Below are 18,759 nucleotides of genomic sequence, written 5' to 3'. Positions count from 1 at the left end.
TCTGACAATCTGTCATTTCCGGGGTGCGGGGCGCACGATTTCCGCATTCTGCTCCCGGTCGCGCAGACTGCGTTCATGAACGCCGTGCCCCCGACCGATGCCAGCTCCGCACCCCTCGGGACGCCCGCAGCGCCGGGCACCCCGGGCACCGCACCGGGCGCCGCGGACGCCTACGGTGCACCGCTCGCCGACGAGACCGCCGGCACCTGGACGCTCTGGGCGGTGCTCGCCCGCCCCCACCGGACCCACGGCGGCGCAGCCGCGGGCGCCGCCCTGGCGGACGAGGTCGACGCGCTCGGCGACGGCGTGGTGCTGCGCGGCCTCTACGACGTCTCCGGCCTCCGCGCCAACGCGGACCTCATGATCTGGCTCCACGGCGACCGTGCCGAGGACCTCCAGGCCGCCCTGCGTCGCCTGCGCCGCACGGCCGAGCTCGCCCCGCTCACACCCACGTGGTCCGCGCTCGGCGTCCACCGCGGGGCCGAGTTCAGCGCGAACCACGCCCCCGCGTACATGCGGGGCACGACGCCGCGGGAGTGGCTCACCGTCTACCCGTTCGTCCGCTCGTACGAGTGGTACCTGCTGCCCGCCGAGGAGCGTCGCGCGATGCTCGGCGAGCACGGCCGCAAGGGTCGCGAGCACCCCGACGTGCTGTCGAACACCGTCTCCTCGTTCGCGCTCGGCGACTACGAGTGGCTCCTCGGCCTCGAGGCGGACGACCTGGGCGAGCTCGTGGACCTCATGCGCCACCTGCGCGAGACCGACGCACGCCGCCACGTGCGCGAGGAGATCCCGTTCTTCACCGGCCGGCGCATCCCCGCCGGCGACGTCGCGGAGGTGCTGCGATGACCGCCGTCGTCGACCCGTCGACCCTGCCCGACCGCGACCCCCAGGCGCCCGCCCCCTACGACGCGGTGCTGCTCGTCTCGTTCGGCGGCCCCGAGGGCCAGGACGACGTCCTGCCCTTCCTGCGCAACGTCACCCGCGGACGCGGCATCCCCGACGAGCGCCTCGAGGAGGTCGCGCACCACTACCGCGCGTTCGGCGGCGTGAGCCCGATCAACGCCCAGAACCGGGACCTGCGCGCCGCGCTCGACGCCGAGCTCGGGTCCCGCGGCCTCGACCTGCCCGTGTACTGGGGCAACCGGAACTGGGACCCGTACCTGCGCGACGCGCTGCTCGAGGCCCACGCCGCGGGCCACGACCGCCTCCTCGCGGTCGTCACGAGTGCCTACTCGTCCTACTCGTCGTGCCGGCAGTACCGCGAGGACCTCGCCGGCGCCCTCGCCGAGACCGGGCTCACCGGTCAGATGACCATCGACAAGGTGCGGCAGTACTTCGACCACCCCGGGTTCGTCACGCCCTTCGTCCAAGGGGTGCGTGCCGCGCTCGTCCGCGCGCACGAGGCCCTCGGCGCCGACGCCGACCTCGCCCGCGACGCGCACGTCCTGTTCGCCACGCACTCGATCCCCACGTCGACGGCCGTCGCCTCCGGCCCGCCCGACGCCGACCTCGGGCCCGACGGCGCGTACGGCGCCCAGCACCGCGCCGTCGCCGACGTGGTCATGGCAAGCGTCGGCACGGCGAGCGATGTCGGCACGGGCGGAGCGACCGGGCAGCTCTCGGCCGTCCCCTGGTCGCTCGTCTACCAGTCGCGCAGCGGCGCCCCGACGACGCCGTGGCTCGAGCCCGACATCAACGACGCCATCACCGAGCTCGCCGAGCGGGGCGTGCGCGCGGTGGTCATCGTGCCCCTCGGGTTCGTCTCCGACCACATGGAGGTCATGTGGGACCTCGACGAGGAGGCGCTGACCACGGCCCGCGACGCGGGGATGCACGCCGAGCGCGTGCCGACCCCCGGCGTCGACCCCGCGTTCGTGACCGGGCTCGTCGACCTCGTCGAGGAGCGCCTCGCCCGTGACCCCGCGGACGCCGGGCAGGGGCCGCGACCCCGACCGGCCCTGACGTCCCTGGGCCCCTGGTACGACGTGTGCCGGCCCGGCTGCTGCACCAACCCGGCGATGCGCGGGGAGGTACGACCTGCGGTGGCTGGCATCGCACCGTGACGGCGGTGGCACGATGAGCACCGTCCCCGCGCCCGGGGACAGCACCGGCACCAGGGGCAGGGGGACGCTGTGCCGATGAACGACGCCGTGCCGATCGAGGACGCTGCGCCTCACGAGGACGCTGCGCCTGCGGAGGACGCCGTGCCCGCCGACGGCGCGCGCGTGCTCGTGGGGACGCGCGGCAGCACGCTCGCGCTCACGCAGACCGGGATGGTCGCGGACAGCCTGCGCGCGCTCGCCGGGCTCGGAGCCGACGACGTGGGACTCGTGCGCATCCGGACCGACGGCGACCGCCTGACCGGTTCGCTCGCGTCGCTCGGCGGGGCAGGCGTGTTCGTCGCCGCCCTGCGCGAGGCCGTGCTGGACGGACGCTGCCACCTCGCCGTGCACTCGCTCAAGGACCTGCCCACACTGCCCGCCGAGGGCCTCGTGGTCGCCGCCGTGCCCGAGCGCCAGGACCCGCGCGACGTGCTGTGCGCGCGCGACGGGCTGCTCCTCGCCGACCTCCCCGCGGGGGCACGGGTCGGCACGGGGTCGCCGCGGCGTGCCGCCCAGCTGCGCGCGTTCCGCGACGACCTCGAGGTGCTGGACATCCGCGGGAACGTCGAGACCCGCCTCGGTCGCGTCCCCGGCAGCGGCGCCGACGGCCCGGGCGACCTCGACGCCGTCGTGCTCGCGGCCGCGGGCCTCGCGCGGCTCGGCCGGCTCGCGGCCGCGACCGAGCTCATCGAGCCCGCCGTGATGGCGCCGGCCGCGGGCCAGGGCGCCCTCGCCGTCGAGTGCCGCGACGAGCTCCTGGCGAGCGACCCGCGCCTCGCGGACGCCCTCGCACGCCTCGACCACCTGCCCACACGCCTCGCGGTCACCGCGGAGCGCGCCCTGCTGACCGCGCTCGAGGCCGGCTGCGCCGCACCCGTCGGAGCACTCGGCCGGCTCACCGACGGTGCCGGCGGCCCTGCCGACCCACGCGGCCACGCGGGGCACGCCCCCCGGCGCCTGACGCTCGACGCCGTCGTCTGCCGGCCCGACGGCGCGGTCCAGCTGCGCAGCTCGGCGTCCGTCCGGCTCCCCGACGGGCGCGACGCCCAGGTCGCCGCCGCGCGTGACCTCGGCGAGCAGGTCGCCGAACGCCTCCTCGCCGACGGAGCCGCCGACCTCGCCGAGATCGGACCCGCCCGATGACGCCCCCGACCAGGCCCGACGAGCCCGTCGGCGCCGGCGCGGCCGACGGTGGAGCCGACGGTGGAGCCGCACCCGAGACGGCCCGGCCGAGCGGGGCCACGCCCGGGCCGCTGCGCGGGTGGCGCGTGCTCGTGCCGCGCGGCGGCGAGTGGGGTGAGCGCGTGACGTCGCTCGTCGAGGAGCAGGGCGGCGAGGCCGTCGTCGTGCCGCTCATCGAGTTCGCACCGCCGACCGACCTCACGTCGTACGACTCCGTGATCACCGCCCTCGCGCGCGGCGAGTACGACTGGCTCGTCGTCACCAGCAGCACGACCGTCATGTCGCTGGCGGGCCGTGTCGCGACGCTCGCGAACCGCGGGCGGCAGACGCCGGGCACGGCGCTGGCGACGTTCGTCGGCGAGACGCGCGTGGCGGCGGTCGGGCCCGGCACGGCGCGGTCGCTCGAGCGGGTCGGCGTGGCGCCCGCGCTCATGCCGAGCGGTGAGCGGTCCGCGCGCGGGCTCCTCGCGGACTTCCCGCGCGCGGACGACGGGACCCCGGGGAGCCTGGGCAGGCCCGGACGCATCCTGCTGCCGCAGTCCGACCTCGCGGAGGCCACGCTCGCCGACGGGCTGCGGGAGCTCGGCTGGCAGGTCGACGAGGTCGTCGCGTACCACACGCTCAGCGGGCCGGTCCCGGGCGCAGGCCTGCGCACCGAGGTGCGCGAGGGCCAGTTCGACGCCGTCCTGCTCAGCTCCGCGAGCACCGTGACGAACCTCGTCGAGCTCGTCGGCCCCCCGCCGCCGACCACCGCGGTCTGCTGCATCGGCCCGCGCACCGAGCGCGCCGCCCTCGACCACGGCCTGCGCGTGCACGTGGTGCCCGAGGCCGCGTCCGCGGAGGCGCTCGTCGATGCCCTCGCGCGGTACGCGCTCGGCGGCCCCGCGCACGTGAGCACCCTCGACGCCGCGCCGTCGGACGCACCGGCCGCGGCACCCGACGCGCCCGCGGCACCAGACCTGCCCGCCGATCCCGACGCGCCCGTCGCGACTGACGCCCCCGAAGTCCCCGACGAGGAGGCCCCGTGACTCCCCCACCCAGCCCGGCCCCGCACAGCCCGGGGGCCTTCCCGCGCGTCCGGCCCCGGCGCCTGCGCAGCACGCCCGCGATGCGGCGGCTCGCGGCGCAGACCACGCTCGCGCCGGCCCAGCTCGTGCTGCCTCTGTTCGTGCGCGAGGGGGCGACCGAGCCGCTGCCGATCGGCTCGATGCCCGGCCAGGTGCAGCACAGCCGCGACAGCCTGCGCGCCGAGGTCGTCCGGGCCGCCGAGGCAGGCCTGGGGGGCGTCATGCTCTTCGGGGTGCCGGTCACCCGCGACGCGACCGGCTCGGCCGCGTGCCGGGCCGACGGCATCCTCAACCAGGCCCTCGCCGACGTCGTCGCGGAGGTCGGGGACGCCGTCGTCGTTCAGGCTGACCTGTGCCTGGACGAGTTCACGGACCACGGGCACTGCGGCGTGCTCGACGCGCACGGCCGCGTGGACAACGACGCGACGCTCGAGCAGTACCGCGCGATGGCCCTCGCCCAGGCCGAGGCGGGCGCCCACCTGCTGGGCCTCAGCGGCATGATGGACGGCCAGGTCGCCGCCGTCCGGGACGCGCTCGACGGCGCCGGTCACCACGACGTCGCGCTCCTCGCGTACGCGGCCAAGTACGCGTCCGCGTTCTACGGCCCGTTCCGCGACGCCGTCGAGTCGACCCTCGTCGGCGACCGACGCACCTACCAGCTGGACCCGGCGAACCGGCGCGAGGGCGTCCGCGAGGCGCTGCTCGACGTGGCCGAGGGCGCCGACGTGGTCATGGTCAAGCCCGCGATGAGCTACCTCGACGTGCTGGCCGACGTCGCCGCCGCGAGCGAGGTGCCCGTGTGGGCGTACCAGGTGTCCGGCGAGTACGCGATGGTCGAGGCGGCCGCCGCGCACGGGTGGATCGACCGGCGGCGTGCCGTCGAGGAGTCCGTGCTGAGCATCCGCCGGGCGGGCGCCGACGCGGTGCTGACCTACTGGGCCCTCGAGCTCGCGGGCTGGCTGCGGGAGGACGTGCGATGACGACGAACCACGAGGCGTACGCGCGGGCGCTGCAGGCGCTGCCCGGCGGCGTGAGCTCACCCGTGCGCGGGTTCCGCTCGGTGGGCGGCGACCCGCGGTTCCTCGCGAGCGCCCGCGGTCCCTACGTCACCGACGTCGAGGGCCGCGAGTACGTCGACCTCGTGTGCTCCTGGGGGCCGGCGATCCTCGGCCACGCGCACCCCGAGGTCGTCGCGGCCGTGCAGGAGGCTGCCGCGCGCGGGCTGTCCTTCGGGGCACCCACGGTCGCCGAGGTCGAGCTCGCGGAGGAGGTGCGCCGCCGCGTGCCGTTCGCGGAGCGGGTGCGGCTCGTCTCGACCGGGACCGAGGCGACGATGACCGCGGTGCGCCTCGCGCGCGGCGCGACCGGGCGACCCCTCGTGATCAAGTTCGCGGGCTGCTACCACGGTCACTCCGACGGGCTCCTCGCGGCCGCCGGCTCGGGCGTCGCGACGCTCGGGCTGCCCGGCTCCGCGGGCGTCACCGAGGCGACGGCAGCCGAGACGCTCGTGCTCCCGTACAACGACGTCACGGCCGTCGAGCAGGCGTTCGCGCAGCACGGCGACCGCATCGCCGCGGTCATCACGGAGGCGCAGCCCGCCAACATGGGCGTCGTCCCGTCGCTGCCCTGGTTCAACCCGTCGCTGCGCCGCATCACGGCCGCGCACGGCGCCCTGCTGATCCTCGACGAGGTGCTCACCGGCTTCCGCGTGGGGCCGTCCGGCTGGTGGGGCCTAGAGGCGGGCTTCCCGGGCACGCCGTCCGACGTCGGCACGGGCGCGGCAGCGGGCCCGGGCACGACGCACGACGGCGCCGGCCAGGGTGCGCCGGCGTGGGCGCCGGACCTCGTGACGTTCGGCAAGGTGATCGGCGGCGGCATGCCCGTCGCCGCGATCGGCGGCCCGGCCGCGCTCATGGACCTGCTCGCGCCCGTGGGCCCCGTCTACCAGGCCGGGACGCTGTCCGGGAACCCGGTCGCGGTCGCCGCCGGGCTCGCGACGCTGCGGCTCGCCGACGACGCGGTCTACCGCCGCCTCGACGAGGTCTCGCTGACGCTGCGCACCGCGCTCCACGACGCCCTGGACTCGGCCGGCGTCGCGCACCGCGTCCAGAACGCCGGGAGCCTGTTCTCGCCGTTCTTCGGCGCGGCCGCGGCCCGGGACGGCGTCGTGGACTACGCGCAGGCGCAGGCCCAGGACGCGTTCCGCTACACCGCGTTCTTCCACGCGATGCTGGACGCGGGCGTCTCGCTGCCGCCCTCGGTCTACGAGGCCTGGTTCGTCTCGGCCGCGCACGACGACGCCGCCGTCGGGCGCATCCTCGACGCCCTGCCGGCCGCGGCGCGCGCCGCGGCGGCCGCCACCGCCTGACCGTGGCCGGGCGCCCTCAGCCGGACACACCCACCCTCCGGGCCGCGCAGCGTCACCGCACCGCGTGCACCCACCGGGCGGCCTCGGTCACCAAGGCAGGTAGTACGTCAGCAGGTCGGCCGTGAGCGGCGGGAACAGGGCCTCGTAGCGGGGGGCGTCGGCGCGGCCCGCGTAGACGTCGGGCCTGATCCGGCCGAGCCCGCGCAGGCCCAGCGGGCCCAGGAGCAGCGCCGGGAGCTGGTCGGGCGCGACACCGACCGCACCCTGCTCCGCCGGGTCCTGCATGGGACCGCCGACGTGGACGGGTCCGAGCCCGGCGTCGGTCACGGCCATGCGGTAGTGCCGGCCGAACGTCGAGACGACGACGTCGCGCCCACCGTGCGCGACGCCCGACTCGACGAGGCGCGCGTGCAGCACGGGCCGCAGGGCGTCGAGCACGGCCTCGGGCGCGGGGATCCGCGCGTAGTACTGCTCGGCACGGTCCGGGGCGGGCCGCATGCGCGCCTCCCACGCGTCACCCGTCGCGGTGCCTGGGCGGTGCACGGCGCGCAACGTCGAGCCCGGGAACTCGCGCGCGAGCCCCACCAGGAGGTCCTCGGCACCGATCATGTCGAGCGCCGCGGCCTCGGCGACCACCACGCTCGACCCCGGGGGCGAGGTGCGGGCGGCGGCGAGGACCTCGCCTGCGACGTCGAGCACCCAGGTGACGCTCGCCTCGTGCTCGAGCAGCCAGCGCTGCCGTGCCTCGGGGTGGGGCATCGCGACGTCGAACCCGGACTGCGCGCGCGCCTGGAGGCGTGCGAGCGCGGGCAGGTCGGCGGCGACGGCCCTGCGCAGGACGGGCTGCGCCGGTCCGCGCTCGGCGCCCGGCGGGTCCGCGTGCCCGGCGGTCGGCGGCGCGGGCTCGGACGTCGACGCGTGCGCCGCGCCGGCGGCTGCCGTCAGCTCCTCGACCACGGCAGCGGCGGCGGCGAGCCCCGGGTCGTCCGCGACGGCGGTGAGCTCGGGCACGTCGGTCACGGCGGCTGAGGGCCGGTCGACGAACCGTGCGGGCGGGATGTCGATCGCGTACTCGTACCCGAAGAGCCGGTAGAAGTACGGGATCCCGATCATCACCTGGAGCAGGTGGCCACGCTCCGCGGACCGGTCGTGCGCCCAGCCCATGAGCGCGCGCACGAGGCCCCGACCCTCGTACGCGGTGTCGGTCGCCACGAGCTCGACCTGGCCGGCGGGGAGCCACACGTCGCCGACGCGCACGGTCTCGTCGAGCAGCGTCGCCGTGGAGACCACGCGGTCCCCGTCCACCACGACCCCGCACGCGTCCCAGCCGAGCGCGGGATCCTCGACGGCGAGCCGCAGGTCGACCGCGTCCTCGGGCTCGCCGCGCTCGGCGAGGAGCGCGGCGACCTGCTCGAGGTCGGCGGGTCGGGCCGCGCGCAGCACGAGCCCGCCCGGAAGCTGCCGGACGGTGTCGGTGCTCATGCCCCGAGCGTGGCGGCGAAGGGCATCTGGCGTCCACTCCAAACCGCGGGGGTACGGCGCGGCGGCGTGCGGCGGGTGGTGCGGGGGTGCCGCTGGGCGGGGCGGGGCGGGGCGGCGTGGGTGCCCCAGGGGTGCGCCGTTGCTACACGGTCAGCACGGCGGACGCGTGCGGCTCCAGGGTGACCCGTGCGTCGCCGCCACCGGCGTCGTGCAGCGTGCCCGTGCCTGCCTCGACGCCGCGCGCGCCCGGTACCGCGAGCGTGACCGGTCCGTCGCCCAGGTTGAGCGCGACCAGGAGCACCCCGCCGTCGCCACGCACCGCGTAGACGAGCTCGGTGTTGGTGCAGGTCAGCGTCTCGGAGCGGGCTCGGTGCAGCCACGGGTGGCGTCGCCTCAACGCGATGAGCTCCTGGTGGCGGTGGTAGACGGGCCAGCCGCCGCCCGGGAGCACGGCGAGCCCCGGCGTCTGCGTGAGCTCGACCGGCTGGGGCGGGAAGGCGGGCCGGATCGCGTCGTCCCCACCGGCGCGGTCCTCCTTGACGCCCAGGAGGCCCTGCTCGTCGCCCGCGTACACGGTGGGCGTGCCGCCGAGCGTGAAGAGGAGCGTCAGCGCATGCGTGAGATGCCGCGGGTCCGTGAGCCGGCTGGCGATGCGTGTCACGTCGTGGTTGCCGACGAACGTCACGGGGACGAAGCGCTCGAGGAACCCGTTGTGCCGCTCGAGGGCCCAGGCGAGCTCGAAGAAGTTGCCGTCGTTGAGGGAGCTCCACACGGCCTTCCACAGCTCGTACTGCGTGACCGCGTCGAACCCGGCCTCCTCGACGACCGCCACGTAGTCGCCGTGCAGCACCTCGCCGAACACGTACGCGTCCGGGTGCGCGGAGCGCACGCGCGGCAGGACCTGCGCCCAGAAGGCCGGCGGGGTCGCGTACGCGGCGTCGAGGCGCCAGCCGTCGACGCCGAGGTCCAGCCAGTGGTTCATCACGGTGACGACGTGGTCGGCCACGGCCGGCGACGCGTGGTTGAGCGCGACGAGCGCGTGGTGGCCCTCGAAGTCGACGTAGCCCGGCTCGGTCCCGGGGCCCGCGCCGTCGGGCCAGGTGAGGTGGAACCAGTCCTCCGTCGGCCCGCCGGGGCCGTGGCGCAGCACCTCCGCGAACGCCGGGAAGCCCCGGCCCACGTGGTTGAACACGCCGTCGAGCGTGACCCGCAGGCCGCGGGAGTGCGCGGCGTCGAGGAACGCGACGAGGTCCGCCTCCGTCCCGAGCCGCGGGTCGATGCGCAGGTGGTCGACCGTGTCGTACCCGTGCGTGTGGGAGGCGAACACCGGGCCCAGGGCGACGCCCGACAGGCCGAGGTCGACGACGTAGTCGAGCCACGCCGTCAGGTGCGGGAGGCGGTGGACCGGCTCGGCGCCGTCGGGCAGCGCGTCCTTCTCCGCACCCACGAAGCCGAGGGGGTACACGTGCCACCACATCGCGTGCTCGACCCAGTCCCGCATGCGTCTCCCGTCGAGGTGCTGCCGAGGTGCTGCTCAGGTGCCGTCGAGGCCCGCCGGACGTCGGGTCCCGGCTCCGGCGCCGTGCCACGGTAGCCCGCACGGGCGCGCACCACGCGGGGAACCGCGCCCGCCCTGGCGCCGGTCGGCCCGCTCAGGTCACCGCCTCGGGCGCGACGCCGAGCAACCGGCCCATCGCGGCCGCGCCGTCCGGCGTCACGAGCAGGGCCCGGCCGGTCCCCACCCTGCGGACCCACCCGTTCGCGAGGAAGGCCGCGCACACGTGGGCGCCCGCTGCACCCGCGAGGTGCGGCCGGCGCTCGGTCCAGTCCAGGCACGACCTGGTCAGCGGACGCCGGCCGGGGGTGAACGGTGCGCCCAGGGCCTCGTCGAGCCACGCGCGGCCCGCGGCCGTGAGCGCCATCGTCTCCTCGAGCAGGCCCCGCGCGACGAGCGCCTCGGTGACGGCCACGCCGAGCCGGCCGGCCAGGTGGTCGTAGCAGGTGCGGCCGCGGGCCAGCGCGTGCGCGGTGGACGACGCCCGGAGGCTGCGGACCGGGGGTCCGGCCACGGCACCGCCCAGGGACGCGACGGACTCGAGCATCTCCGCGACGCGCTCGTCCGCCAGCCGCAGGTACCGGTGCCGCCCCTGGCGGTGCTCGACGAGGAGCCCGGCGCCGACCAGCCTGGTCAGGTGCTCGCTGGCCGTCGACGCCGCGACCCCGCCCGCCCGGCTCAGCTCCGTGGCCGTCCAGGCCCGCCCGTCCATGAGCGCCGTGAGCATGCGGGCACGGGTCGGGTCGGCCAGGGCGCCGGCGACGGCGGCGAGAGCTTCGGCGGACACCCGCCCAGTCTGCGCCCGCAACGGTTCGGCGACCACCGAACCGTCCGTGCCCCAGGGTGGGCGCATGGACATCCTCGACGACGAGCGGTACCCGGTCCCGGCCGCGCCCCACGGCGCCACGGGGGTCGCCTGGCTCCGCTCGCACGTGGTGCGCTTCAGCGAGGGCGAGGAACGACGACGACGGCGGGCGCTGACCACCCAGCTCCTCGCCGCCGTGCCGCCCGAGGTGCTGCGCCGGCCGGGCCACCCGGTGGCCACGCTCGCCGAGGCGCTCGGGCTGCCCCGGGACGTGACCCGCGACGTCGAGACGGTGGCTGCGTGCTACCACCCGCACACCCCGGTCACCCCCGGGTCGGACGAGGCCGTCGGCCGACTCGTCGCCGCGGCGGGCGGAAGGTGGGACGAGGTCACCGCCGCGCGGATCGGCCTTCTCGTGCAGGCCTGCGCAGCGACCCGCGCGGCCGTCCGGGGCGACGACCCGGCGGTGCCGACGACCCGGCGGGTGACGCCCGGCGGCGACGAGGTGCTCGTCGACCTGACGGGCCTCCCGTTCGGGTCCGGCCGTCACGCCTGCCCGGGCGTCGAGCACGCGCACGCCCTCGTCGACGGGGCACGCACCTTCGCACGACTCCACGCCGGCCCCGAGCCCCTCCTGCTGCCCAACGCGTGGGACGTCGGGTCCGCGCTCGTCCTCGTCGAGGCAGGGTTCGCCGCGATCGGGACGACGAGCCTCGGGGTCGCCGCAGCCCACGGCCTGCCGGACGGTGCCGGGGCGACCCGCGCCGAGACACTCGCGCTCGCGCGGCGCCTCGCACGCCTCCCGGTCCCGGTCAGCGTGGACGTCGAGGCGGGGTTCGGCGGTGACGTCGCCGAGCTCGCTGCCGAGCTGACCACCATGGGCGTCGCCGGGATCAACCTCGAGGACGGCCGGGACGGCGGGCTGGCCGACGTCGGCACCCAGGCCGCGCTCGTCGAGGCCGTGAAGCGGGTGGCACCCGAGCTCTTCGTCAACGCACGCATCGACACCCACTGGCTCGGCGTCGACAGGCACGACACCGCGCGACGGGCCGCGGCCTACGTCGAGGCGGGCGCCGACGGCGTGTTCGTCCCGGGCCTGAGGGACGAGCGCGAGATCGCCGCGCAGGTCGAGGCCCTGGGTGACGTCCCCCTCAACCTGCTCAGCCAGCTCCCCCTCGCACGCCTGCGCGACCTGGGGGTGCGGCGCGTCAGCACGGGCTCGGCGCTCGTACGGACCGCACTCACCCAGGGCGTACGCGCGGCCACCGCCTACCGCGATGGGCAGGACCTCCCGGCCGCGATGCCGTACGACGCGCTCAGCGGGCTCCTGGACCGCTGGTCCGGGACCGAGGGGTGACCGTGCAGCGGTGCGGCGGTCCGGCGGTGCGCGACCGGTCGGCCCGCCCGCGGCGAGGGCACGACCAGGTCCGGTCAGCGGCCCGCGCAGCTCACGCACGTGCGGGCGACGGGGCGCGCCTCCAGTCGCTCGACGGGGATCTGCCGGCCGCACCGCTCGCACACGCCGTAGACGCCGGCGTCGACGCGCGCGAGCGCCGCGTCCACCTCCTCGACCTCGGACTGCGCCTGCCGCACGAGCGCGTCGAGCTGCGAGCGCTCGAAGGCGATCGTCGCGCCCTCCGGGTCGTGCTCGTCGTCCGCGTTGGAGCCCGCGGAGGCGTCGACGACCTCCTCGAACCTTCCGGTCAGGGCCGCGACGCGGCGCACCGCCTCCTCACGCCGCGCGTCGAGCGTGCGTCGTGCGTCGTCCTGCGACCACTGCGGCATCGTCGCCTCCCAGGCCACCGTACGCACACGACGGGCCACGCCGGGGCGCCCGTGCGCGATAGCGTTCGCGACCGTGGGCAGAGCAGGGATCCGTCGCCGGCGCGGTGACACGCGACGTCGGGACCGGGGTCGGGCGTGGTCGGCGCAGGGCGCCTCGCCGAACCAAGACCTCAGGGCCGACGACGGTCGCCCGACGTCGGCCCCCCGCGGACCGCGCAGCTCGCCCGTCGCCTGGGTGCTCACGTGGCTCCAGCCGCTCGCCGTGCTCGTGGTGATCCTCGGCGGCGGGATGGCTGCCGGGGCACGCTACCCGGCCGGCGAGCCGGAGGAGACGGCGCTGCTCGTCTCGCTCGGCGTGGTGACGCTGCCGGGGATGGTCGCGCACGCGGTGGACGCCGCGCGGCGGTCCCGGCGTCTGCCCCCCGGGGAGATGTCCGAGCACCAGCGCCTGCTCGAGTGGACACGGCCCAGCTCGTCCCCGCTGCTCAAGCCGTCGGTCCCCGCCGACGTCGCCGCACGGCTCGTCCGGTGGTTCCTCGCGGTCGCGGCGTGCGACGTCGCGCTCTTGGCGCTCCTCATGGCCACCCCGGCGGACGACGACTGGGCGACCCTGGCCGCGTTCCCGATGCTCGTGGCACTGGCCGTCGGCTGCCTGATCATCCTCGGCACCCTCGCCGCGCTCGGTGTCGCGGCGCTGCGGTTCGCCGTGCGCGCGGGCCGGTCGCACCCGTTCCTGCCCCGCGGCCCGCTCGGCGAGGGCGAGGCGGTGCCGCTGTCGTTCCGCGCGCTCATGGTCGCCGTCGGGGTGTGCCTCCTCGGGATGGCGACCTTCGGCATCCCGTACGCGGTCATCAGCTTCGGCATGGACATAGACCTGCCGCGCGGCGTCGCCGGGATCTTCGCCCTGGCCGCGTACACCGCGACGGTCGACACGGCAGCGGTGGCGTGGCTGTGGGCGCTGCGCGTCACGGTCGCGATGATGCTCGGCGGCCTCGCCGCGGTGGTGGTGCTCAGCCCGATCGCGTTCTGGCGCATGGTGGTCACCCCGTCGCGAACGACACCCGCCCCGGCCGCCGACGCCGACGTGGCCGCGCACGACCGTCCGAGGCCCGACGGCCGGGGCGAGCCCTCCGCCTGAGGCGTGCACGGGGCCCCGGCGGGGCTCCACGCTCCATTGCGCCGGCGCGGCCCCGCCTCTGGCGCGGAATACCCTACCGGGGTACCGTGTTGACGTACGCGGACGACGGGAGAGACAGATGGCCGGCTACAGCGGCACCAAGGACGACTACCTCAAGCGGCTGCGCCGCGTGGAGGGGCAGGTGCGCGGGATCGCGCGCATGGTGGACGAGGACACCTACTGCATCGACATCCTCACGCAGGTCGCCGCGGTGACGAAGGCGCTCGAGGCCGTGAGCCTCGGGCTCCTCGAGGACCACCTCGGCCACTGCGTCGTCGACGCGGCGCGTGAGTCCGACGAGGCGGGGCAGGCCAAGGTCCGCGAGGCCTCCGACGCCATCGCCCGCCTCGTGCGCAGCTGAGACGGCCGCACCGCCCGGCTCACCCGCCGGCACCTGTTCGCGAACGACCAGAACGACCAGCACGTGACCACCACCCGACAGGAAGGCACGACCATGAGCACCCAGACCGTGAGCATCGGCGTCCAGGGCATGACGTGTGGGCACTGCGTCCGCTCCGTCGACGAGGAGCTGCGCGCCCTCCCGGGCGTGACCGACGTGCACGTCGACCTCGTCTCCGGAGCGACCTCGCAGGTCACCATCACCTCGACCGAGCCGCTGGCCGACGAGGCCGTCCAGGACGCGATCGCCGAGGCGGGCTACACCATCGCCCCGCCGCGCTCCCTCCTCTGACGACGACGCCCGCCCGCCCGGCTGCCGCAGAGGCGCCCGAGCGCGGCGGACACCGCCGACCCACCGCTCCGACCGACCCACGGACGTGATCGCATGACCCACGACCAGCCCGCCACCGCGGGAGCCACGCCACCCACGAGCACCCCGACACCCTCCGGCCCCACCACGGCGCAGGGCACCGCCACCGCACAGGGCACCGCCACCGCACAGGGCACGGCGGCCCCTGGCGCCGCGGCCCCGGCCGACGCCGGGCCCCTGGCCCAGACCGCCGGCCCCGTCGCGGTGATCGACCTCGCCGTCGGCGGCATGACGTGCGCCTCGTGCGTGGCCCGCGTCGAGAAGAAGATCAACCGCGTCGAGGGCGCGACCGCGACGGTGAACCTCGCGACCGAGCAGGCGCGCGTCGAGCTGTCCGGGGACGTCGACACGCAGGCCCTGATCAAGGCCGTCGAGTCCGCCGGGTACACCGCGAAGGTGCTCCGCAACAGCGCGGCCGTGAAGCCGCGGCCGACGCGCGCGGCCGGCCACCACACGGAGCGGGCTGAGCACGACGAGCAGAGCGAGCACGGCGGGCAGGGCTCCCCGATGAGCGACGTCGAGCACGCCCTGTCCGGCCACTCCATGGCCGAGGGCCATGTCATGGACGAGGACGAGGACACCTCGGCACCCGAGGTCGACCGGGGCGCGGACCTGCGCCGCAGGCTCGTCGTCGCGGCCCTGCTCAGCGTGCCCGTGCTGCTCCTGTCGATGATCCCGCCCCTGCAGTTCGCGGGCTGGCAGTGGGTCGTCACGGCCTTCGCCCTGCCGGTCGTCACCTGGGCCGCGTGGCCGTTCCACCGCGCGGCCGCGCGGGCCGCCCGCCACGGGGCGTCGACGATGGACACGCTCGTCTCGCTCGGCATCATCGCGGCCTCGGCCTGGTCCCTGTGGGCCGTGCTGCTGGGCGGCGCCGGTGAGATCGGCATGCGGATGGAGCCCGCGCTCTTCCCGCGTGCGGGCTCCGAGGGCATGGCGGGCATGGCGGGCGCAGAGGTGGTGCTGCCCGAGCTCTACTGGGAGGTCGCCGCGGTCGTCACGACCTTCCTGCTCGCCGGCCGCTACGCGGAGCACCGCTCGCGCCGCCGCGCCGGTGACGCGCTCCGCACGCTCCTGTCCCTGGGGGCCACCGACGTCGCACTGCTCGAGGCGGGGCCCGACGGGCGCCGCACCGAACGCCGCATCCCGGTGGACTCGCTCGACGTCGGCGACCTGTTCGCGGTCCGCCCCGGCGAGAAGGTCGCGACCGACGGCGTGGTCCTCGAGGGCACGAGCGCGGTCGACACGTCGCTCCTCACGGGCGAGCCCGTGCCGGTCGACGTCGAGCCCGGGTCCCAGGTCACGGGCGCCACGGTCAACACGTCCGGGTACCTCGTGGTGCGCGCGACGCGCGTGGGCGAGGAGACGATGCTCGCGCAGATCGGCCGGCTCGTGACGCAGGCCCAGACGGGCAAGGCGCCCGTGCAGCGGCTCGCGGACCGCATCTCGGCGGTGTTCGTGCCCGTCGTCATCGTGCTCGCCCTCGGCACCCTCGCGGTGTGGCTGCTGACCGGCGGCGGCGCGCAGGCCGCGTTCACGGCCGCCGTCGCGGTCCTGATCATCGCCTGCCCGTGCGCGCTCGGCCTCGCGACGCCGACGGCCCTGCTCGTCGGGACCGGTCGTGGCGCGCAGCTCGGCATCCTCATCAAGGGCCCGGAGATCCTCGAGTCCACGCGCCGCGTCGACACCGTGGTGCTCGACAAGACGGGCACCGTCACGGAGGGCCGGATGCGCCTCGTCGACGTGCTGCCCGCCGAGGGCGTGCACACCGAGGAGGTCCTGCGGTTCGCCGGCGCCGTCGAGGGTCGCAGCGAGCACCCGATCGCACGCGCCATCGCGTCGGCCGCGCGGGACACCCTGACCAGCGGCGGCGCGCCGGAGCCCGCGTCCGCGACCACGGACGCCGCCACGGCCACCGACCCGCAGGTCGGCGCGGACGGCGTCGTGATCGGCGACGACGAGGTGACCGACTTCGCCAACGAGGCCGGCCGCGGCGTCACCGGCATCGTGCGGACCGCGCACAGCGGCGTCGGCCTGGGCCGCCGCGTCCTGGTGGGACGGCCGACCTGGCTGCGCGAGCAGGACGTCGACACGTCCGCGCTCGACGGGCCGTTCCGTGCGGCCGAGGCCGACGGCGCCACGGCTGTCATGGCCGCGTGGAACGGGGTCGCGCAGGGCGTCCTCGTGCTGCGTGACCCGGTCAAGGCGACGTCCGTCGAGGCGATCGCCGAGCTGCGCGCACTGGGCATGCGACCCGTGCTCCTCACGGGGGACAACGCGGGGGCGGCGCACGCCGTCGCCGCGGAGGTCGGCATCGAGGAGGTCGTCGCCGAGGTCCTGCCCGCGGACAAGGTGTCGGCAGTCCAGGAGCTCCAGGCCGCGGGCCGCGTGGTCGCGATGGTCGGCGACGGGGTCAACGACGCCGCCGCGCTCGCGCAGGCGGACCTCGGGCTCGCGATGGGCACGGGCACGGACGTCGCGATGCAGGCGGCGGACCTCACGCTCGTGCGTGGTGACCTGCGGTCCGCGGGTCAGGCCGTGCGGCTCTCCCGCAAGACGCTGCGGATCATCAAGCAGAACCTGTTCTGGGCGTTCGCCTACAACGTCGCGGCCATCCCGCTCGCGGCGCTCGGGCTGCTCAACCCGATGATCGCGGGTGCCGCGATGGCGTTCAGCTCGGTGCTCGTGGTGACGAACTCGCTGCGGCTGCGCCGCTTCGCGTAGACGCTCCGCACGACGGACGCCGCGGGTCTCCCTGGCCGGGGGACCCGCGGCGTCTCACGTCGTGGCGTCTGCCGGCAGCGGCGCGAGCTCGAGGCCCGTCCGGTCCCGCTGGAGGCTGCGCAGCCGCCACACGTCGCGGAACAGGGCGAGCCTGACGCCGTCGGAGCGCTGGGCGAGCTCGACCCCGCTGGCGCCGGCGAGCAGCTCGGCGTCGCTGTCGCTCGCGAGGCGTGCGAGCGAGTAGCCGAGGGACTCCGTCCGGATGGGTGCGTTGAACTCCTGCTCCATGCGGAACGAGGCGACCTCGAACTGGAGGGGGCCCACCGCGGCGAGGATCGGCTGGCCGTCGCCGCGCGCCTCGGAGACGAGGACCTGGACCACGCCCTCCTGCTCGAGCTGGGAGATGCCCTTGCGGAACTGCTTCGACCGGCCCGGGTCGGCGGCCCGCGCCGCGATGAAGTGCTCGGGCGCGAACGCGGGCAGCGGGGGGAACTCGACGGGCGGACCCTGCGGGTCGAAGAGCGTGTCGCCGACCCGCAGGGACGTGGCGTTGCCGAGCCCGACGATGTCGCCCGGGAAGGCGTCGTCGACGGTCTCACGCGTGCGACCGAACACCGTCGCCGCGTACTTGGTGGCGAAGGGCCGCCCGCTCTGCGCGTGCACGTAGACGGAGCCGCGGCGGAACACCCCGGAGTTCACGCGCAGGAACGCGACGTGGTCGCGGTGCCTGGGGTCCATGCCGGCCTGCATCTTGAACACGGCGCCGCTGAACGGCGCGTCGACGGGCCGCAGCTCCCCGCGCACGTCGGGCCGGGCACCCGGCGGCGGTGCGATCGTGGTGACGACCTCGAGGAGCTGTCGCACGCCGATGTTGGTGAGCGCGGCACCGAACAGCAGGGGGGTCGTGGTCCCGGCCTGGAAGGTCACCGGGTCGTAACGCCCCAGGAGCGCCATCGAGTCGACGGCGTCGGCCACCTCGTCGGGGTGCTGCGCGGCGGCCTCGGCCGCTGTGAGGCGGTGCTCCTCGGCGAGCGTCGCCCCGCCCGGCGCGCGGCGGTACACCACGACGTCGTCGTGCCTGGCGTCGATGAGCCCGCGGAAGGCGCCGGCCTCGCCGACGGGCCACGTCACCGGGGTCGCGTGGAGGTGGATGCGCTGCTCGAGCTCGTCCACGAGCTCGAGGGCCGCGTGCCCCGGCCGGTCCCACTTGTTGATGAAGGTGATGACGGGGACGCCGCGCCTGCGGCACACCTCGAAGAGCTTGAGCGTCTGCGGCTCGAGGCCCTTCGCCGCGTCGAGCAGCATGACCGCGGCGTCCACGGCCGTCAGGACGCGGTACGTGTCCTCCGAGAAGTCGGCGTGCCCCGGGGTGTCGAGCAGGTTGACGACCACGCCGTCGAACTCGAACTGGAGCGCGGCCGAGGTGATGGAGATGCCGCGCTTCTGCTCCATCTCGAGCCAGTCGGACACGACGCCGGCGCGGTTGCCCTTGCCGTGGACGGCACCCGCCTCCGTGATGGCACGCGCGTGCAGGGCGAGCGCCTCCGTGAGGGTCGACTTGCCCGCGTCGGGGTGCGAGATGACCGCGATGCTGCGACGCGGTGCGCCGTCGGCAGGGGTGAGCGTGGGCCCGCTGAGCTCGGCCGGGTCGGTGCTCATCGGCGCGGGCTCCCGCAGGGCTGCGACGTGGCGCGACAGGACATGGTGCGACCTCGCCGATCTGCTTGTGGTTGAGACCCACCG

General features: G+C 75.9%; 16 protein-coding genes. 11 read left to right on the top strand and 5 right to left on the bottom strand.

Annotated features, from left to right (window positions below; translation table 11 throughout):
- Window positions 1-75: 75 nt before the first annotated feature.
- The 6 genes from hemQ (at window position 76) to hemL (ending at window position 6,722) form a co-directional block, all read left to right on the top strand.
- Window positions 76-849, top strand: coding sequence for a hydrogen peroxide-dependent heme synthase (hemQ, locus tag FZ988_RS08030; protein ID WP_149203481.1), 774 nt, complete (start codon window positions 76-78; stop codon window positions 847-849).
- Entirely contained in the window at window positions 846-2,066 is a 1,221-nt protein-coding gene (locus FZ988_RS08025; protein ID WP_149203480.1) for a ferrochelatase, read from the top strand. Before hemQ ends, FZ988_RS08025 begins: the two co-directional genes overlap by 4 nt.
- A 210-nt stretch (window positions 2,067-2,276) precedes the next feature.
- The gene (hemC, locus tag FZ988_RS08020) at window positions 2,277-3,248 is read left to right on the top strand and encodes a hydroxymethylbilane synthase (protein ID WP_246169346.1); all 972 of its coding nucleotides are present in this window, start codon (window positions 2,277-2,279) and stop codon (window positions 3,246-3,248) included.
- Entirely contained in the window at window positions 3,245-4,315 is a 1,071-nt protein-coding gene (locus FZ988_RS08015) for a uroporphyrinogen-III synthase (RefSeq protein WP_149203478.1), read from the top strand. Before hemC ends, FZ988_RS08015 begins: the two co-directional genes overlap by 4 nt.
- Window positions 4,312-5,334 (top strand): porphobilinogen synthase, encoded by a 1,023-nt coding sequence (gene hemB, locus FZ988_RS08010; RefSeq protein WP_149203477.1) that lies wholly within the window; start codon window positions 4,312-4,314, stop codon window positions 5,332-5,334. Before FZ988_RS08015 ends, hemB begins: the two co-directional genes overlap by 4 nt.
- Window positions 5,331-6,722 (top strand): glutamate-1-semialdehyde 2,1-aminomutase, encoded by a 1,392-nt coding sequence (gene hemL, locus FZ988_RS08005; protein WP_149203476.1) that lies wholly within the window; start codon window positions 5,331-5,333, stop codon window positions 6,720-6,722. The genes hemB and hemL overlap by 4 nt, the downstream gene beginning before the upstream one ends.
- Window positions 6,723-6,809: 87 nt before the next feature.
- On the opposite strand, the gene FZ988_RS18735 is transcribed toward hemL, so the two are convergent.
- The 3 genes from FZ988_RS18735 to FZ988_RS07990 all read right to left on the bottom strand — a co-directional run bounded on the left by FZ988_RS18735 (window position 6,810) and on the right by FZ988_RS07990 (window position 10,546).
- Window positions 6,810-8,204 carry a GNAT family N-acetyltransferase gene (locus FZ988_RS18735; RefSeq protein ID WP_149203475.1) on the bottom strand — a complete coding sequence of 465 codons (1,395 nt, stop codon included), beginning with the start codon at window positions 8,202-8,204 and terminating at the stop codon, window positions 6,810-6,812.
- Between the two features lie 142 nt (window positions 8,205-8,346).
- Window positions 8,347-9,705 carry an alpha-amylase family glycosyl hydrolase gene (locus tag FZ988_RS07995; protein WP_149203474.1) on the bottom strand — a complete coding sequence of 453 codons (1,359 nt, stop codon included), beginning with the start codon at window positions 9,703-9,705 and terminating at the stop codon, window positions 8,347-8,349.
- 151 nt (window positions 9,706-9,856) lie between these two features.
- A complete protein-coding gene (locus FZ988_RS07990) occupies window positions 9,857-10,546 on the bottom strand; it encodes an ArsR/SmtB family transcription factor (RefSeq protein ID WP_246169315.1) in 690 nt (229 codons plus the stop codon).
- A gap of 64 nt (window positions 10,547-10,610) precedes the next feature.
- Between FZ988_RS07990 and FZ988_RS07985 the strand changes: the two genes are divergently transcribed.
- The gene (locus tag FZ988_RS07985; RefSeq protein WP_149203472.1) at window positions 10,611-11,921 is read left to right on the top strand and encodes an isocitrate lyase/PEP mutase family protein; all 1,311 of its coding nucleotides are present in this window, start codon (window positions 10,611-10,613) and stop codon (window positions 11,919-11,921) included.
- A gap of 74 nt (window positions 11,922-11,995) precedes the next feature.
- Here the strand turns inward: FZ988_RS07985 and FZ988_RS07980 are convergent, their stop codons facing one another.
- Window positions 11,996-12,349, bottom strand: coding sequence for a TraR/DksA family transcriptional regulator (locus FZ988_RS07980; RefSeq protein WP_149203471.1), 354 nt, complete (start codon window positions 12,347-12,349; stop codon window positions 11,996-11,998).
- A 235-nt stretch (window positions 12,350-12,584) separates the two neighbouring features.
- Here FZ988_RS07980 and FZ988_RS07975 point away from each other — a divergent pair, with 235 nt between their 5' ends.
- The 4 genes from FZ988_RS07975 to FZ988_RS07960 all read left to right on the top strand — a co-directional run bounded on the left by FZ988_RS07975 (window position 12,585) and on the right by FZ988_RS07960 (window position 17,016).
- Window positions 12,585-13,487 (top strand): hypothetical protein, encoded by a 903-nt coding sequence (locus FZ988_RS07975; protein WP_149203470.1) that lies wholly within the window; start codon window positions 12,585-12,587, stop codon window positions 13,485-13,487.
- 118 nt (window positions 13,488-13,605) lie between these two features.
- Window positions 13,606-13,887 (top strand): metal-sensitive transcriptional regulator, encoded by a 282-nt coding sequence (locus tag FZ988_RS07970; protein WP_149203469.1) that lies wholly within the window; start codon window positions 13,606-13,608, stop codon window positions 13,885-13,887.
- A 93-nt stretch (window positions 13,888-13,980) separates the two neighbouring features.
- A complete protein-coding gene (locus FZ988_RS07965; RefSeq protein WP_149203468.1) occupies window positions 13,981-14,217 on the top strand; it encodes a heavy-metal-associated domain-containing protein in 237 nt (78 codons plus the stop codon).
- A gap of 93 nt (window positions 14,218-14,310) precedes the next feature.
- Entirely contained in the window at window positions 14,311-17,016 is a 2,706-nt protein-coding gene (locus FZ988_RS07960) for a heavy metal translocating P-type ATPase (protein ID WP_223145059.1), read from the top strand.
- Between the two features lie 54 nt (window positions 17,017-17,070).
- On the opposite strand, the gene FZ988_RS07955 is transcribed toward FZ988_RS07960, so the two are convergent.
- On the bottom strand, window positions 17,071-18,675 hold the full coding sequence (locus FZ988_RS07955) for a peptide chain release factor 3 (protein ID WP_149203467.1): 1,605 nt from the start codon (window positions 18,673-18,675) through the stop codon (window positions 17,071-17,073).
- Window positions 18,676-18,759 lie beyond the last annotated feature (84 nt).

The organism is Actinotalea subterranea (genome assembly GCF_008364845.1).
Classification (GTDB): domain Bacteria; phylum Actinomycetota; class Actinomycetes; order Actinomycetales; family Cellulomonadaceae; genus Actinotalea; species Actinotalea subterranea.
The sequence above is the reverse complement of the archived record's forward strand: the minus strand, read 5'-3'. Positions and strand labels throughout refer to the sequence as shown.

Bases quoted from the DNA above. Each gene is read 5' to 3' on its own strand.
- hemL (WP_149203476.1), top strand. From the start codon at position 5,331: ATGACGACGAACCACGAGGCGTACGCGCGGGCGCTGCAGGCGCTGCCC.
- FZ988_RS07960 (WP_223145059.1), top strand. From the start codon at position 14,311: ATGACCCACGACCAGCCCGCCACCGCGGGAGCCACGCCACCCACGAGC.
- FZ988_RS07970 (WP_149203469.1), top strand. From the start codon at position 13,606: ATGGCCGGCTACAGCGGCACCAAGGACGACTACCTCAAGCGGCTGCGC.
- hemC (WP_246169346.1), top strand. From the start codon at position 2,277: ATGGTCGCGGACAGCCTGCGCGCGCTCGCCGGGCTCGGAGCCGACGAC.
- FZ988_RS07995 (WP_149203474.1), bottom strand. From the start codon at position 9,705: ATGCGGGACTGGGTCGAGCACGCGATGTGGTGGCACGTGTACCCCCTC.
- FZ988_RS07955 (WP_149203467.1), bottom strand. From the start codon at position 18,675: ATGAGCACCGACCCGGCCGAGCTCAGCGGGCCCACGCTCACCCCTGCC.
- FZ988_RS07985 (WP_149203472.1), top strand. From the start codon at position 10,611: ATGGACATCCTCGACGACGAGCGGTACCCGGTCCCGGCCGCGCCCCAC.
- FZ988_RS08015 (WP_149203478.1), top strand. From the start codon at position 3,245: ATGACGCCCCCGACCAGGCCCGACGAGCCCGTCGGCGCCGGCGCGGCC.
- FZ988_RS18735 (WP_149203475.1), bottom strand. From the start codon at position 8,204: ATGAGCACCGACACCGTCCGGCAGCTTCCGGGCGGGCTCGTGCTGCGC.
- FZ988_RS07980 (WP_149203471.1), bottom strand. From the start codon at position 12,349: ATGCCGCAGTGGTCGCAGGACGACGCACGACGCACGCTCGACGCGCGG.
- hemQ (WP_149203481.1), top strand. From the start codon at position 76: ATGAACGCCGTGCCCCCGACCGATGCCAGCTCCGCACCCCTCGGGACG.
- FZ988_RS08025 (WP_149203480.1), top strand. From the start codon at position 846: ATGACCGCCGTCGTCGACCCGTCGACCCTGCCCGACCGCGACCCCCAG.
- FZ988_RS07965 (WP_149203468.1), top strand. From the start codon at position 13,981: ATGAGCACCCAGACCGTGAGCATCGGCGTCCAGGGCATGACGTGTGGG.